The 15,889-nt window shown below is 61.4% G+C and carries 13 protein-coding genes; 7 read left to right on the forward strand and 6 right to left on the reverse strand.

What is annotated here, in order from left to right:
- Positions 1-151 precede the first annotated feature (151 nt).
- Positions 152-1,603: a pyruvate kinase gene (pyk, locus tag RHM69_RS14550; protein WP_003193904.1), complete on the forward strand. Its 1,452-nt coding sequence runs from the start codon at positions 152-154 to the stop codon at positions 1,601-1,603.
- A 211-nt stretch (positions 1,604-1,814) separates the two neighbouring features.
- Here pyk and RHM69_RS14555 read toward each other — a convergent pair whose 3' ends face one another.
- Complete coding sequence (locus RHM69_RS14555) at positions 1,815-2,756, reverse strand: iron-sulfur-binding ferredoxin reductase (protein WP_106110973.1); 942 nt, start codon at positions 2,754-2,756, stop codon at positions 1,815-1,817.
- Positions 2,757-2,972: 216 nt separating this feature from the next.
- Between RHM69_RS14555 and RHM69_RS14560 the strand changes: the two genes are divergently transcribed.
- The 4 genes from RHM69_RS14560 (at position 2,973) to RHM69_RS14575 (ending at position 9,845) form a co-directional block, all read left to right on the forward strand.
- On the forward strand, positions 2,973-4,496 hold the full coding sequence (locus RHM69_RS14560; RefSeq protein ID WP_106110972.1) for a fumarate hydratase: 1,524 nt from the start codon (positions 2,973-2,975) through the stop codon (positions 4,494-4,496).
- Between the two features lie 674 nt (positions 4,497-5,170).
- On the forward strand, positions 5,171-6,937 hold the full coding sequence (locus tag RHM69_RS14565) for an ATP-binding protein (RefSeq protein ID WP_106110971.1): 1,767 nt from the start codon (positions 5,171-5,173) through the stop codon (positions 6,935-6,937).
- A complete protein-coding gene (locus tag RHM69_RS14570; RefSeq protein ID WP_003193910.1) occupies positions 6,931-8,256 on the forward strand; it encodes a sigma-54-dependent transcriptional regulator in 1,326 nt (441 codons plus the stop codon). The genes RHM69_RS14565 and RHM69_RS14570 overlap by 7 nt, the downstream gene beginning before the upstream one ends.
- 269 nt (positions 8,257-8,525) lie before the next feature.
- Positions 8,526-9,845 (forward strand): MFS transporter, encoded by a 1,320-nt coding sequence (locus RHM69_RS14575; protein WP_014719746.1) that lies wholly within the window; start codon positions 8,526-8,528, stop codon positions 9,843-9,845.
- 140 nt (positions 9,846-9,985) lie between these two features.
- Here RHM69_RS14575 and RHM69_RS14580 read toward each other — a convergent pair whose 3' ends face one another.
- Positions 9,986-10,741, reverse strand: a complete 756-nt coding sequence (locus tag RHM69_RS14580; RefSeq protein ID WP_019817341.1) for a hypothetical protein — start codon at positions 10,739-10,741, stop codon at positions 9,986-9,988.
- A gap of 177 nt (positions 10,742-10,918) precedes the next feature.
- Here RHM69_RS14580 and RHM69_RS14585 point away from each other — a divergent pair, with 177 nt between their 5' ends.
- On the forward strand, positions 10,919-11,551 hold the full coding sequence (locus RHM69_RS14585) for a flavin reductase family protein (RefSeq protein WP_014719748.1): 633 nt from the start codon (positions 10,919-10,921) through the stop codon (positions 11,549-11,551).
- A 125-nt stretch (positions 11,552-11,676) separates the two neighbouring features.
- Here RHM69_RS14585 and RHM69_RS14590 read toward each other — a convergent pair whose 3' ends face one another.
- Both RHM69_RS14590 and RHM69_RS14595 read right to left on the reverse strand, forming a co-directional pair.
- The gene (locus tag RHM69_RS14590; protein ID WP_019817340.1) at positions 11,677-11,922 is read right to left on the reverse strand and encodes a hypothetical protein; all 246 of its coding nucleotides are present in this window, start codon (positions 11,920-11,922) and stop codon (positions 11,677-11,679) included.
- Positions 11,923-11,963: 41 nt separating this feature from the next.
- On the reverse strand, positions 11,964-12,305 hold the full coding sequence (locus RHM69_RS14595; RefSeq protein ID WP_003193915.1) for an antibiotic biosynthesis monooxygenase family protein: 342 nt from the start codon (positions 12,303-12,305) through the stop codon (positions 11,964-11,966).
- A 327-nt stretch (positions 12,306-12,632) separates the two neighbouring features.
- Between RHM69_RS14595 and RHM69_RS14600 the strand changes: the two genes are divergently transcribed.
- On the forward strand, positions 12,633-13,562 hold the full coding sequence (locus RHM69_RS14600) for an AraC family transcriptional regulator (protein ID WP_003193916.1): 930 nt from the start codon (positions 12,633-12,635) through the stop codon (positions 13,560-13,562).
- 123 nt (positions 13,563-13,685) lie between these two features.
- Here the strand turns inward: RHM69_RS14600 and RHM69_RS14605 are convergent, their stop codons facing one another.
- Complete coding sequence (locus tag RHM69_RS14605) at positions 13,686-15,155, reverse strand: ATP-binding protein (RefSeq protein ID WP_166405905.1); 1,470 nt, start codon at positions 15,153-15,155, stop codon at positions 13,686-13,688.
- Complete coding sequence (locus RHM69_RS14610) at positions 15,145-15,879, reverse strand: response regulator (RefSeq protein ID WP_003193918.1); 735 nt, start codon at positions 15,877-15,879, stop codon at positions 15,145-15,147. Before RHM69_RS14610 ends, RHM69_RS14605 begins: the two co-directional genes overlap by 11 nt.
- Between the last annotated feature and the right edge of the window lie 10 nt (positions 15,880-15,889).

Genomic DNA, 15,889 nt, shown 5'->3' on the forward strand with positions numbered 1-15,889 from the left:
TGTATCGACCCCTGGTCGAAAATCTTCAAGGCGTTTACCCATTCAACCGCAGCCAAAACAAGCCAATCGTCGATAAGTAGTGCAAACGAACAATGACTACAACGAAAGAGCATAGTAGCCTTCCCCAGCGCTTGAACTCAGGAGTCCGTGCATGTCCGTCCGTCGTACCAAAATCGTCGCCACCCTTGGCCCGGCCAGTAACTCGCCGGAAGTCCTCGAACAGCTGATTCTGGCTGGTTTGGACGTCGCCCGTCTGAACTTCTCCCACGGCACCCCGGACGAGCACAAGGCTCGTGCCAAGCTGGTGCGTGACCTGGCCGCCAAGCATGGCCGCTTCGTTGCACTCTTGGGCGACCTGCAAGGCCCGAAAATCCGTATCGCCAAATTTACCAACAAGCGGATCGAGCTGAAGATCGGTGACAAATTCACCTTCTCCACCAGCCACCCGCTGACCGAAGGCACCCAGGACGTGGTGGGCATCGACTACCCGGACCTGGTCAAGGACTGCGGCGTCGGTGACGAGCTGCTGCTGGACGACGGCCGTGTGGTCATGCGCGTCGACACCGCCACGCCGACCGAACTCAATTGCACCGTGATCATCGGCGGCCCGCTGTCCGACCACAAAGGCATCAACCGTCGCGGTGGTGGCCTGACGGCGCCGGCCCTGACTGAAAAAGACAAGGCTGACATCAAGCTCGCCGCCGAAATGGAAGTGGACTACCTCGCCGTGTCCTTCCCGCGCGACGCCGCCGACATGGAATACGCCCGTAAGCTGCGCGACGAAGCCGGCGGTACCGCCTGGCTGGTAGCGAAGATCGAGCGTGCTGAAGCCGTGGCCGATGATGAAACCCTCGACGGCCTGATCAAGGCCTCCGATGCCGTGATGGTTGCCCGTGGCGACCTGGGCGTGGAAATCGGTGACGCCGAGCTGATCGGTATCCAGAAGAAGATCATCCTGCACGCACGCCGTCATAACAAAGCGGTGATCGTTGCGACCCAGATGATGGAGTCGATGATCCAGAACCCGATGCCGACCCGTGCCGAAGTGTCCGACGTGGCCAACGCCGTGCTCGACTACACCGACGCCGTGATGCTCTCGGCTGAAAGTGCCGCCGGCCCGTACCCGCTGGAAGCCGTGCAGGCCATGGCGCGTATCTGCGTCGGTGCCGAAAAGCACCCGACCAGCAAGACCTCCAGCCACCGCATCGGCAAGGTTTTCGAAAGCTGTGACCAGAGCATCGCCCTGGCTGCCATGTACACCGCCAACCACTTCCCGGGCGTGAAAGCGATCATCGCTTTGACCGAAAGTGGCTACACCCCGTTGATCATGTCGCGCATCCGTTCCTCGGTGCCTATCTACGCGTTCACCCCACACCGCGAAGCCCAGGCCCGCGCGGCCATGTTCCGCGGCGTGTACACCATCCCGTTCGACCCGGCGTCGCTGGCACCGAACGAAGTCAGCCAGAAGGCGATCGACGAGTTGGTCAAACGCGGCGTCGTGGAGAAAGGCGACTGGGTCATCCTGACCAAGGGCGACAGCTACCACACCACCGGTGGCACCAATGGCATGAAGATCCTGCATGTGGGCGACCCGCAGGTCTGAGTGACAAGCTGAAAAACAAAAGCCCCGCCCTGTGAATGGCGGGGCTTTTTGCATTTCAGTGCAGGCCACTGTGTTGAATTTCAGCGCCTCATCGCAGGCAAGCCAGCTCCCACAATAGTCAGACAACTCGGTCTACTGTGGGAGCTGGCTTGCCTGCGATGGCGTCATCGGCTCCGGACGATAAGCTCCGATACCGACTTGACCAGGCTTTTCATAACGTAAAAGGGCGAGCCAGGAACACATCCGCCAGCAATTGATTACGCGGCAGTCCCGCCAGGAACAAGCGCTTGGAAAAGGCCTCGACGCTGGCAGGGTGCCCGCAAAGCAAGGCCAGGGTGTGCCGGGAAACCAGCCGCAGTTGCGCCAATGCCTGCTGCAACTGCGCCGCGGTCCATAGCTCCACGGTGAGGTGCCCATGTTGCGCGGCAAGCGCTGCCAGGGGTTCAGCCAGATAATGAGCCTCGGCCTCATGGGCCAGGTGAATCACGCGAATCTCGCCTTGATGATCCTGGCGCAGTGCCTCGCGCAACACGCCCCACAAGGGGCCCAGGCCAGTACCGGAGGCCAGCAGCCACAAGGGTCGTGATTGCCAGTCAGGATCATAGTGCAGCGCTCCACCCCGCAGTTCGCCCAGGCATACAGGATCACCGACCTTCAACTGTCGCGCGGCATCGCTGAAGGCACCGGGTTGACGGCAGTCGATATGGAACTCCAGATACGGCTCCTCCTGGGGCAAACTCGCCAGGGAATAAGGGCGTGCCACCTGCCCTGCCCACAGCACCAAATGCTGCCCGGCCCTGTACCGCAGGGCACGTTCTGGTTGCAGGCGCAGGCGCAGTACCGTCGAACTCAGCCAATCGGCGCCCACCACCTGGGCGGGCAAGCCATCGCGCTGGGGATCAAACGCGTCGACCTTCAGGTCCGCAATGACCCGGCACTGGCACGCCAGGCGCCAACCTTGCTGGCGCTGCGTCGGGCTCAGGGCTTCGGGCTGCTTGTCGTCAACCTCACCCTCGCAACGCACCAGGCACGCATGGCAACTGCCGGCCCGGCAACTGAAGGGCACGGCCACACCGGCCTGATTCAAGGCATCCAGCAGGTTGCTGCCGGGGGTGACCGACCAGTGGCGTTCGCCGACATACAGTTCAGGCATATAAAGACTCGATCATAAGGAGCGCGCACAGGGAATCATGCCTGCGACAGTTTGACCATAGTCGGGTGTATCGGCCACCGTGCCGGGTTATACTGCCGCGCCTTTTTAGCGTCGCGCCTGCACCATTCTGGCGTGCCTTGGAAAGATGGCTTCAGCCGACCGATGCAACACTGAGGCCATCTTTATTGAATGTTCCCTTATAGAGGAGCGCGACTCATGACCGTGATCAAGCAAGACGACCTGATTCAGAGCGTTGCCGACGCCCTGCAATTCATTTCCTACTACCACCCCGTTGATTTCATCCAGGCCATGCACGAAGCCTACCTGCGCGAAGAATCGCCGGCAGCCCGTGACTCCATCGCCCAGATCCTGATCAACTCGCGCATGTGTGCCACCGGCCATCGCCCGATCTGCCAGGACACCGGTATTGTCACCGTGTTCGTGCGCGTGGGTATGGACGTGCGCTGGGACGGCGCAACCATGGGCCTGGACGACATGATCAACGAAGGCGTGCGTCGCGCCTACAACCTGCCAGAAAACGTCCTGCGCGCCTCGATCCTCTCCGACCCGGCCGGCGCCCGCAAGAACACCAAGGACAACACCCCTGCGGTCATCCACTATTCCATCGTCCCGGGTAACACCGTGGAAGTGGACGTGGCGGCCAAGGGTGGCGGCTCCGAGAACAAGTCGAAAATGGCCATGCTCAACCCGTCCGACTCGATCGTCGACTGGGTGCTCAAGACTGTTCCGACCATGGGCGCCGGCTGGTGCCCACCGGGCATGCTCGGCATTGGCATCGGCGGTACCGCCGAGAAAGCCGCGGTAATGGCCAAGGAAGTGTTGATGGAGTCCATCGACATCCACGAGCTGAAAAAGCGCGGCCCGCAAAACCGTATCGAAGAAATGCGCCTGGAGCTGTTCGAGAAGGTCAACCAACTGGGCATCGGCGCCCAGGGCCTGGGTGGCCTGACCACCGTGCTCGACGTGAAGATCATGGACTACCCGACCCACGCCGCGTCCCTGCCGGTGTGCATGATCCCCAACTGCGCCGCCACCCGTCACGCGCACTTCGTGCTCGACGGCTCGGGCCCGGCGTCACTGGAAGCGCCACCGTTGGATGCCTACCCGGAAATCGTCTGGGAAGCCGGCCCATCGGCTCGCCGCGTCAACCTCGACACCCTGACCCCGGAAGAAGTGCAGAGCTGGAAGCCGGGCGAAACCGTCCTGCTCAACGGTAAGATGCTTACCGGTCGCGATGCGGCGCACAAGCGCATGGTCGAGATGCTGAACAAGGGCGAAACCTTGCCGGTGGACCTCAAGGGCCGCTTTATCTACTACGTCGGCCCGGTTGATCCGGTGCGCGAAGAAGTGGTTGGCCCAGCGGGCCCGACCACTGCAACGCGGATGGACAAGTTCACCCGCCAGATCCTGGAGCAAACCGGCCTGCTGGGCATGATCGGCAAATCCGAGCGCGGCCCTACCGCCATCGAAGCGATCAAGGATCACAAGGCCGTGTACCTGATGGCCGTGGGCGGCGCCGCTTATTTGGTGGCCCAAGCCATCAAGAAGTCGCGCGTGGTTGCCTTCGCCGAACTGGGTATGGAAGCCATCTACGAGTTCGACGTCAAAGACATGCCGGTCACCGTTGCAGTAGACAGCAAAGGTGAATCCGTCCACATCACCGGTCCTGCCATCTGGCAGAAAAAGATCAGTGACAGCCTGGCGGTAGAAGTGCAGTAAGCACCTCATCCAAAAGAATAAAGGCGACTGCGGCCCCACGGCCCAGTCGCCTTTTTTATGCCTGGAGCAAGGGACTGCTCCTGATCTTGCTCTTGATCTGCTTTTGATCTTGATCTCAGGCGCCCCGTTAAACCACGCTGGCCGAACGCAGGCTTGAATTCGTGGGTAACCCGGCAGGACGCCGGGTTAGCCGCCCCGCGCCATGGATGGCGCGTGGCGGCGGCCCACGGATTCAAGCCTGCGTTCGGGCACACCGAGCCTAGGCGAGGTGCCGAGTGGTGGGGCAAGAGCGTTTTGCTTACTTTGGCCTGGGCCGGCATCCCGGCTTTTGCAAAGTGAGCCGCCGTCAGGGCGGAACCCTAAGTGGCCGTTACCTAACTAACGGATATGTACTCAATCTGATCCCACATCCCGGTCGGCTGTCAGGCCGCCTTCGCGAGCAAGCCCGCTCCCACATTGCGATCGTGGGGTGTCAGGTAGATAGCCGTCGGCTGGCAAGCCGTCATCGCAGGCAAGCCAGCTCCCACAGTTGGATCGTGGGGTGTCAGGTAGATAGATGTCGGCTGTCAGGCCGTCATCGCAGGCAAGCCAGCTCCCCCACAAGCTCCTTGGTCACAAGATATGAGCTGCCCATGCTATGGTGCTCGCCCCTTACCGTGCCTGTTCATCATCGTATGATCGTGATCCCTCGCCCCCTGCGCCTGACCTTCTATTCTCTGTTGATCATCGCCGGTGCGGTGCTGGCTGCCGCCTTGGCCACGCGCCATGCCGAACACCAGGCCTTGGTGGACGACGCCGCCCGTGCCAATCAGCAGCTCGCGCTGTATGCCAACTCGCTGCACACCCTGATCGAACGCTACCGTGCCCTGCCCGCAGTGCTGGCGCTGGATTCGGAGATGATCAGCGCCTTGAAGGGCCCGCTGGACGCCACCACGCAAGACCGGCTCAACCGCAAGCTGGAGCGCATCAACGGCGCTGCGCAGTCTTCGACCCTGGAACTGATGGACCGCACCGGCCTGGCCGTGGCCGCCAGCAACTGGAACCTGCCCAGCAGTTATGTCGGCCACAACTACGCGTTCAGGCCGTATTTCAGCCAGACCTTGAGCCAGGGCACCGGGCGCTTTTATGCAGTGGGCGTGACCACGGGTATTCCGGGCTACTTTCTTTCCAGTGCGGTCGTGGATGAGCACGAGCAGTTCCTCGGCGCCATGGTGGTCAAGCTGGAGTTCCCCGAGCTGGAGCGCGAGTGGGCCCAGGGCAATGACCTGCTGTTGGTCAGCGATGCGCGGGGCATCGTGTTTATCGCCAACCAGCCGGGCTGGCGTTATCGCAACCTGCGGCCGTTGTCCGAAAATGACCTGGCTGAACTCAAGGCCACCCGCCAATACGACAAGAAGCAACTGCAGCCGCTGGACACCCAGCCCCTGCAACGCTTTGACGAAAACAGCCACTTGATTCGCGTCGGCGGCCCCGACGGCAACGCCAATTACATCTGGGAGTCGCTGCCGCTCAAGCGCGAAGGTTGGACCCTGCACCTGTTGCGCAAACCCCAGTTTGCCTTTGAAGACCAACGTAACGCGGGCCTTGCCGCTGCGGGTTCGTGGCTGGCATTGGTGTTCCTGGTGCTGTTCCTCAGCCAGCGCTGGCGCCTGGCCCGCTTGCGCCAGCGCAGCCGTGAAGAACTGGAGCAATTGGTCGAAGAACGCACCCAGGCGCTGCGCACCGCCCAGGATGGCCTGGTGCAGTCGGCCAAGCTGGCGGCATTGGGGCAGATGTCGGCCGCCCTCGCCCATGAAATCAACCAGCCGCTGACCGCCCAGCGCATGCAACTGGCGACGCTGCGGCTGCTGCTCGACCATGGTCGCGTGGACGATGCCTACAAGGCGCTCACGCCATTGGATGACATGCTCACGCGCATGGCCGCGCTCACCGGCCACCTCAAGACGTTCGCGCGCAAGAGCCCCAGTGGCCTGCGCGAAAAGCTGGACCTGGCGACGGTGGTCGACCAATCCTTGCAACTGCTCGACGCGCGCCTGCGTGACGAAGCCATCGGTGTGGTGCTGGACCTCACCCGCCCGGCCTGGGTACGTGGCGACGCGATCCGCCTGGAACAGGTGCTGATCAACCTGTTGCGCAACGCCCTCGACGCCATGGCCGACAAACCGCGCAAGCGCCTGGAAATCCGCCTGCACGCCGATCAGCAGCTGTGGCAGTTGAGCGTCTGCGACAGCGGCGGCGGGATTGCCGAAGAACATTTGAGCAGCGTGTTCGACCCGTTTTTCACCACCAAACCGGTGGGCGACGGGCTCGGTTTGGGACTCGCGGTGTCCTACGCTATCGTGCATGAACTGGGCGGACGCCTGAGTGCCGCCAACCGTGGCGATGGCGCGACTTTCACCTTGACCCTGCCTATCGCCCTGGAGACGCCAGACCTATGTTGAACGCGGTGATTGTGGTCGATGACGAAGCCAGTATTCGCACGGCCGTCGAGCAATGGCTGAGCCTGTCGGGGTTTGACGTGCAGCTGTTCAGCCGCGCCGAAGAGTGCCTGGCGCAACTGCCCAAGGACTTTGCCGGGGTGATTCTGAGCGACGTGCGCATGCCAGGGCTCAGCGGCCTTGAACTGTTGGCCGAGGTGCAGCGCCGCGATGCCGATTTGCCGGTGATTTTGCTCACCGGCCATGGCGACGTGCCAATGGCCGTCGAAGCCATGCGCGACGGCGCCTACGACTTCCTGGAAAAACCCTTCAGCCCCGACGCCTTGCTCAACAGCCTGCGCCGGGCGTTGGACAAGCGTGGCCTGATCCTGGAAAACCGCCGCCTGCATCAACAGGCCGATCATCGCGCGCAGTTGGAGTCCAGCCTGCTGGGTGTGTCCAAGGGCCTTCAAAGCTTGCGCCGCCAAGTGCTGGACCTGGCGAGTTTGCCGGTCAATGTGCTGATTCGCGGTGAAACCGGCAGCGGCAAGGAGTTGGTCGCCCGCTGCCTGCACGACTTCGGCCCACGCGCAAAGAAGCCGTTCGTGGCCCTCAATTGCGCGGCAATCCCCGAGCAGTTGTTCGAAGCCGAACTGTTCGGACATGAAAGCGGCGCTTTCACCGGCGCCCAGGGCAAACGTATCGGCAAGCTGGAATATGCCCACGGCGGCACCTTGTTCCTGGATGAAATCGAAAGCATGCCCCTGGCCCAGCAAGTGAAATTGCTGCGCGTGTTGCAGGAACAGAAGCTGGAGCGACTGGGCTCCAACCAGAGTATCCAAGTGGACCTGCGCATCATCGCTGCCACCAAGCCCGACCTGCTGGAAGAAGCCCGTGCCGGGCGCTTTCGCGAAGACCTGGCCTATCGGCTCAACGTCGCGCAACTGCGCCTGCCGCCATTGCGTGAACGTCGCGAAGATATTCCGCTGCTGTACGAGCATTTTGCGCAAAGCGCCGCCGAGCGTCTGGGCCGCCAGGTCGAGCCCTTGAGTGGGCCACAGTTGGGGCGCCTGCTCAGCCATGACTGGCCGGGCAATGTGCGCGAACTGGCCAACGTCGCCGAGCGCCAGGTGTTGGGGCTGGACGAGCCGGAACCGCAAGGGATCGAGGCCGGGCAGTCGTTAGCAGCGCAGCAAGAAGCGTTCGAGGCACACTGCCTGAAGGCCGCGTTGACGCGTCACAAGGGCGATATCAAGGCGGTGCTGGCCGAGTTGCAACTGCCGCGCCGTACCTTCAATGAGAAGATGCAGCGGCATGGGTTGGTAAGGGAGATGTTTGTGTAGCGATATTTGGATCACCATCGCGGGCAAGCCCGCTCCCACATTTTGGTCTGTGAACACAGCAGGTGTGGGAGCTGGCTTGCCTGCGATGGCGTCGGCAGCCATAAGCGGATTTCCGCTCACCACCCCAAAACCATCAGCGACTTTCCGCTCAATAAAATCCCGCAACCCTTCTATTGCGGGCCTTCCTCTACCTGGCACAGCTCCTGCTATAGCCCCAACAGGCTGCGCACGCGCCGCTCCATAAAAACAACTAGATGAAGGATCCTTCAATGGATAACTCCAACACCGTGCCTCTGGGATCGACGGCCGCAAAAGCGCAGGAGCGCACCACCTCCAGCCGCATCAAGTCGATCTTCAGCGGATCGGTCGGCAACATGGTCGAATGGTACGACTGGTACGTCTACGCCGCCTTCTCGCTGTACTTCGCCAAAGCCTTCTTCCCCAAAGGCGACACCACTGCCCAACTGCTCAACACCGCCGCGATCTTCGCCGTGGGCTTCCTGATGCGCCCGATCGGTGGCTGGCTGATGGGCCTCTACGCCGACAAAGTCGGGCGTAAAAAAGCCTTGATGGCCTCGGTGTACCTGATGTGCTTCGGCTCGCTGCTGATTGCCCTGAGCCCAGGCTATGAAATCATTGGTATCGGTGCGCCGATCCTGCTGGTGTTTGCCCGCCTGCTGCAGGGCCTGTCGGTCGGCGGCGAATACGGCACCTCTGCCACCTATCTCAGTGAGATGGCCACCAAGGAACGTCGCGGGTTCTACTCAAGCTTCCAGTACGTGACCCTGATCTCCGGCCAGCTCATCGCGCTGGCGGTGCTGATCGTGCTGCAACAGGTGCTGACTACCGAACAACTGTACGCCTGGGGCTGGCGCATCCCGTTCGCCATCGGCGCCCTGTGCGCAGTGGTCGCGCTGTACCTGCGTCGCGGCATGGAAGAAACCGAGTCGTTCACCAAGAAAGAAAAAGCCAAGGAAAGCGCAATGCGCACCTTGATGCGTCACCCCAAGGAACTGATGACCGTGGTCGGCCTGACCATGGGCGGCACCCTGGCGTTCTACACCTACACCACCTACATGCAGAAATACCTGGTGAACACGGTCGGCATGAGCATCTCCGACTCCACCACCATCTCGGCGGCGACGCTGTTTCTGTTCATGTGCCTGCAACCGATCATCGGCGGGCTGTCGGATAAAATCGGCCGCCGCCCGATCCTGATCGCCTTCGGCGTGCTTGGCACCCTGTTCACCGTGCCGATCCTCACCACCCTGCACACCATCCAGAGCTGGTGGGGCGCGTTCTTCCTGATCATGGCGGCGCTGATCATCGTCAGCGGCTACACCTCGATCAACGCCGTGGTGAAGGCCGAGCTGTTCCCGACCGAAATCCGCGCACTGGGCGTGGGCCTGCCGTATGCCCTGACCGTGTCGATCTTCGGCGGTACCGCTGAATACATCGCGCTGTGGTTCAAGAGCATCGGTATGGAAACGGGCTACTACTGGTACGTGACCGCGTGTATCGCCGTGTCGTTGATGGTCTACGTGACCATGAAAGACACGCGTAAACACTCACGCATCACCACCGACTAAAAAATGTGGGAGCGGGCTTGCTGTGGCGAGCAAGCTTGCTTGCGCTGGGGTGCGAAGCGCCCCCAAAAAGCTGGCTCCAGCTACGCTGTCGAACGGGAGCAAGCTCCCTCGCCACAGCAAGCCCGCTCCCTCATTTAGCGTTAGGACAACTCTGCGGCCTCATTGCGCCCATAGCGCCGCTGCGCATACGACGCGCCAGCAATCATCACCACCAGCACCGCAGCCAATACCGCGGATGAACCGATGGTGCCGAAATCCAAGCCGCCTTTTTCATGGGGTTTGGTCAGAAAATCCCCCAAGGTCGCGCCAAACGGCCGTGTCAGTACAAACGCCACCCAGAACAACAATACCGACGAGATGCGGGTGAAGTACTTGAGTACCACCACCGCGGCGATGGTTGAGCCGATCAACAATGCGCCACCGGCGAAGCCCAGCCCCGAATCGTCCGCGAGGAAATCGCCCAATGCGGTGCCCAAGGTGTTGGAGAACAGGATCGCCATCCAGTAAAACAGCTCCCCTCGGAAGGTCTGCACCTTGTTCACGTTCAGCGAGTCACCACTGAGGTGCCACAATGCAAAGATGATCATCAGGATCACGATCAGGATCATCGACCCGGTGGCGTAGCCCAGTCCCAGCGTGCGGTCCATGAAGTCGGACATCGTGGTACCCGCAGTACTGGTAGACAAAATCACGATCCAGTACAGCACCGGGTTGTAGGTTTTCGACCAGAGTTGCGTCACCAGGGTCACCAGGAACACGCTAATGAGGATCATGGAGCTGATGGCGTAGCCAACGTTCAAGGTCATCGACAGCAAGTCCCCGGCGGTTTCGCCCAAGGTAGTTGCGCAGATTTTCATGACCCAGAACGCCAGGGTGATCTGAGGAAGTTTATTCATGCAGTAGATAGCTCCAAGGCTCAGTCTTATAGGGGGTATTGACCTTGGGCGCAGACTGAAGGGGAAACTGTGAAAAATAGGTGGCAGATGTATGAAAAATCCATGGGCACGATGGAAATTCACCGCCATGAATTGCACTATGACCGCCTCCCAAACCGCGTAGCAGGAACCCCGGCCATGCCTGACGACATCCACTTTTACGAACCCGCCAACGGCCACGGCCTGCCCCATGACCCGTTCAACGCGATCGTCGGCCCACGCCCGATTGGCTGGATCTCCTCGCACGACCGCGAAGGCCGCCTGAACCTGGCGCCCTACAGTTTCTTCAACGCATTCAACTACATTCCGCCGATCATTGGGTTTTCCAGTGTCGGGCGTAAAGACAGCCTGAACAATATCGAACAGACCGGCGAATTCGTCTGGAACCTGGCCACCCGCCCGCTGGCCGAGCAGATGAACCAGAGTTGCGCGGCCGTATCGCCCGAGGTGAATGAATTCGAACTCTCCGGCTTGACGCCGGTGGCTTCGAAAATCGTTGGCGTACCACGGGTGGGCGAGAGCCCGGTGTCGTTCGAGTGCAAGGTGACGCAGATCATCCAGCTGCAACGTGCCGACCAACAGTTGGTGCCGAGCTGGCTGGTGCTGGGCGAGGTGGTTGCGGTGCACATCGCCAAATGGTTGCTCAAGGACGGGATCTACGACACCGCTGCCGCCGAGCCGATTTTACGCGGGGGTGGCCCGGCGGATTATTTCCAGCTGGGGCCAGAAGCGCTGTTCAAGATGTACCGCCCAGGCGCCACCAAACCCTGACTGCAATGCAATCAAAACTGTGGGAGCTGGCTTGCCTGCGATAGCGGTGGGTCAGTTAACCCAAGAGTGACTGATACACCGCTATCGCAGGCAAGCCAGCTCCCACATTGGTTAGGTGTGCTGCCTCAGCGTTCAGCAGTCGCCCAGGTCAGTTGACCTTCTGCATCCACATCGACCAGATGCTCGAGTTGCAACGTCGCCGCATCATCGGCATCGGACGCTGTCTTGAACGTCTGCCCATCAAGGATCTTGTGAAACCTGGGTGCGCCCATGCCATCCAGTGCCTTGACGGCGACGGCGGCGCTGTAGCCACCTTCGCCCGGTACTACGGCGGAAACGGCTTCGTGGTGGGCAAATTGTTTACGTGCCATGTTGCAAGTCCTGGCCAATGGAAAGTCGGCCATTCTAACCGTTAACCGGCCAGTTGCAGGTACTCGCCGTAGGCCTGTGCCGCCGATGCGTCGGTGAAGGTCTGGAAGTCCATGCTGCGCACGACCATGTCGTTCAGAAGCTCAGTGAAGATCATCAGGGCCGGAGAGTTGAAGTAGGCGCTCATGGCCTGTTCGCTGCTCCAGAACCCGGATACCAGCCATACATCGGGGTCGACCTGGGAGTGCTGCAACGAGAATTGCAGGCAACCCTGGGCCTGGCGACCCGGTTCGATCAAACTGCTCAAGCGTGCACCGAGTTCGGTGCTGCACCCGCTACGGGCGCGGATAAAGGCCATATGGCTCGCGGGAATGGGGGTGGACATGTTCGACTCTCCCGTTGAGAAGTGATGCTCGGCAAGCACAATGAGGGCGTGTTGCCACAGGATCAAAGATAACGGCGCGGCGGTAAGCGCGGTTAGTCAATTCCTGCAGGCTTATTGCACAATCCTGCGAGAAGCGTAGGGAGGACGTTCGGTCTCAGAATTTATTCCAGGCCCAGGCCCCATGTTTCAGGCAGATGACAGGCTGCGTACTTGCCTGATTCACGCGATCTCGCAGGATCAGGCAAGGATGCTGCAGAATCGACGTAACACTTTTTGAAAAGCCGCCGCTAAGCTGAGCCCATCAAAGCCGCGTGTAGAGGACGCCCCATGCCGTCGCCCGAATCCAAGCCCGTTCCCCTCGATGCCGAGATGGAGAAACAACGCGCCGAGCTGGCCAGTATCGTGCACCGCCATACCTGGGAGGACGGCTCCTACGGCACGGCAATCACCTCGCTGTACCTGAACCGCCACAACGCGCCCCGGGATTTCATGCCGGTGCTGGTGGAACCCGCGCTGTGCATCCTAGCCAGTGGCAGTAAGGAAGTGCGCCTGGCCGACGAGATCTTTGCCTACGACCCGCTCAACTACCTGGTGTTCTCGGTGGCGATGCCGGTGGCCGGCCGCATTATTGACGCCACCGCCGAGGACCCGAACCTCTCGGTGCGTATCAATATCGACCCGGCGCAGCTCACCGCGCTGATCGCAGAGGCCGGGCCGATGGGCGTGCCCTCGCGCCCGACCTCACGAGGCATGTACGTCGACCGCATCGATCACGCACTGCTCGACGCGGTGCTGCGCCTGACCCGCTTGCTGGACACGCCTAAAGACATCGCGATGCTCGCGCCCTTGATCAACCGTGAAATTCTCTACCGCTTGCTGCGTGGCCCGCAGGGTTATCGCCTGTATGAAATCGCTGTGGCTAACAGCCAGAGCCATCGGGTGAGCCAGGCGATCACCTGGCTGAACGGCAACTATGAACAGCCGCTGCGTATCGACGACCTGGCCAAGGAAGTGAACCTGAGCGTCTCGACCTTGCACCATCGCTTCAAAGCGATCACGGCCATGAGCCCGCTGCAATACCAGAAGCAACTGCGCTTGCAGGAAGCCCGGCGGCTGATGATTGCCGAAGGGCTGGAGGCCTCGGCGGCGGGCTATCGGGTGGGGTATGAAAGCCCGTCCCAGTTCAGCCGGGAGTACAGCCGGTTGTTCGGTGCGCCGCCGCTGCGCGACCTGGCCCGGTTGCGCCAGAGCATCTGATGTACGCAGAGCAACATGTGGGAGCTGGCTTGCCTGCAATGGCGGTGTGTCAGTCACTAATGAGTCAACTGAACCACCGCTATCGCCGGCAAGCCAGCTCCCACATTTGATCTCAGGTGTTTGTTAGTCCAAGGTTCTTGGTAGTTGCAGGGTGACGCGCAGGCCGCCTTCGCGCAGGTTCTGCAAACTCACTTCGCCACCATGGCTATGGGCAATATTGCGCGCAATGCCCAACCCCAGTCCGTAACCCTGCTGCTGGCCGGCCAGTCGAAAGTGCGGTTCAAATACCTGTTCCAGCCGCTGCTGCGGCACACCAGGCCCCTCGTCATCCACATGCAGAATGAACTGCGCGCCATCGTCCTCGATATGCAAATGCGCGTTCTGCCCGTACTTCAGCGCGTTGTCGATCAGGTTGCCGATGCAACGCTTGAGCGCCAGCGGCTTGCCTGGGTAGGCTGACAGCGCCGCGCCATCGAGGGTCACTCGGCCATTGCCATAGGGTGCCAGGTATGGCTCCACCAGGCATTCGAGGACGTGGTTGAGGTCCACCGGCTGGATGTTTTCGTGGATGTCGGTGTCTTTCACGCATTGCAACGCGCCCTTGACCAGCAATTCCAGTTCATCCAGGTCACGGCCGAATTTGTTTTGCAGGTTCTCGTCCTCCAACAATTCCACGCGCAGGCGCAGGCGGGTAATGGGTGTGCGCAGGTCATGGGAAATCGCGCTGAACAACTGGCTGCGCTCGGTCAGGTAACGGCTGATGCGTTCACGCATGGCATTGAACGCACGGCCCACTTCCACCACTTCACTGCCGCCGCCTTCAGCCACCGGCTCCACATCGGCGCCCAGGGACATGTCCCGCGCCGCTCGCGCCAGGCGCTTGAGCGGTCGGCTTTGCCAGTGCACCAGCAGGCCGATGAACAGCAGCAGAAAACCGCTGGTGAGCACGATGAACCACACCTGCTGGGACGGCAGGCCTTGCTCTTCCAGGCTGGTGTAGGGCTCGGGCAATAGCGAGGCGATGTACAGCCATTCACCGGGTGCCAGTTGGATCTGGGTGACCAGCACCGGCGGGTTCACCGGCTCCAGGGTCAACGCGTAATGGGCCCAGGAGCGTGGCAGTTCGTCGAGCTTCAGGCCGGCATTGAAGATGCGCAGGTCTTCGGCGCTGACGAACTCCACCGAGATATGCACGTCGGCACCCAGGGTCTGGCGCAGCACTTCATCCACTGCCACCAGCACCGCCTGCTTGCGTGGGGTTTCGGGCAATAGCTGCATGTCCAGCGGGCGATCGTTGAGGGTCACCACAAAACGCGTGCCGCCCATACTGCGCAATTGGTCCAGCACCAACGGGCGATAGGCCACCGGCAGCGACCGGAAGTAACTCACGCTGGCGGTCATTGAATGCGCCAGACTACGGGCGCTGGTCACCAGGCCCTCAAGCTGGGTGGCGCGCAATTGCGACACCCAGATCACGCTGGACAGCGCCTGGGCGAACAGCACCGCCAGTAAGGTCAGCAGTAACATGCGCCCCAGCAGCGAGCGGGGTACCGGGAAGCGGCGACGGCGTTCGTTCAGCGCTTCAGTGGGCATTGCCGGCAACCACGCTGGCTGCCAGTTGATAGCCGCTGCCGCGCACGGTGCGGATCAGCCGCGGAGGTTTCTCGGTGTCGCGCAGGCGCTGGCGCAAGCGGCTGACGGCCATGTCGACGATACGGTCCAAGGGCATGAGGTCGCGGCCACGGGTGGCGTTGCCGATGGTGTCGCGGTCGAGGATCTGTTGCGGGTGGTCGAGAAACAACTTGAGCAAGGCGAAGTCGGCACCGGAGAGGATCACCTCTTCACCATCCACATGAAACAAGCGGTGGCTGATCATATCCAGGCGCCATTCATCGAACACCCACACATCACCGCCGCTGCTGCGCTCCTGGCCGAATTGGCAGCGGCGCAGCAGTGCCTTGATACGCGCCTGCAACTCGCGGGGGCTGAATGGTTTGCCGATATAGTCATCGGCGCCCAGCTCCAGGCCGATCACGCGGTCGGCTTCGTCGGAACTGGCGGTGAGCATGATGATCGGCACCTGCGCCTGGCGCGGGTGCTGGCGAATCCAGCGGCACAGGCTGAAGCCGTCTTCGTCTGGCAACATGACATCGAGGATGACCAGGTCGCACGGCGCCTCGTTCATTGCCTGGCGGAACCCCGCACCGTCGGACACGCCACGGACCTGGAAGCCGGCGCGACTGAGGTAGGTTTGCAGCAATTCGCGGATTTCCTGGTCGTCGTCGACGAGGAGAATGGATTTACTGATTACGCTCACGGGGGCCTCC

The organism is Pseudomonas sp. CCI1.1 (assembly GCF_034348165.1).
Classification (GTDB): Bacteria; Pseudomonadota; Gammaproteobacteria; order Pseudomonadales; family Pseudomonadaceae; genus Aquipseudomonas; species Aquipseudomonas paracarnis.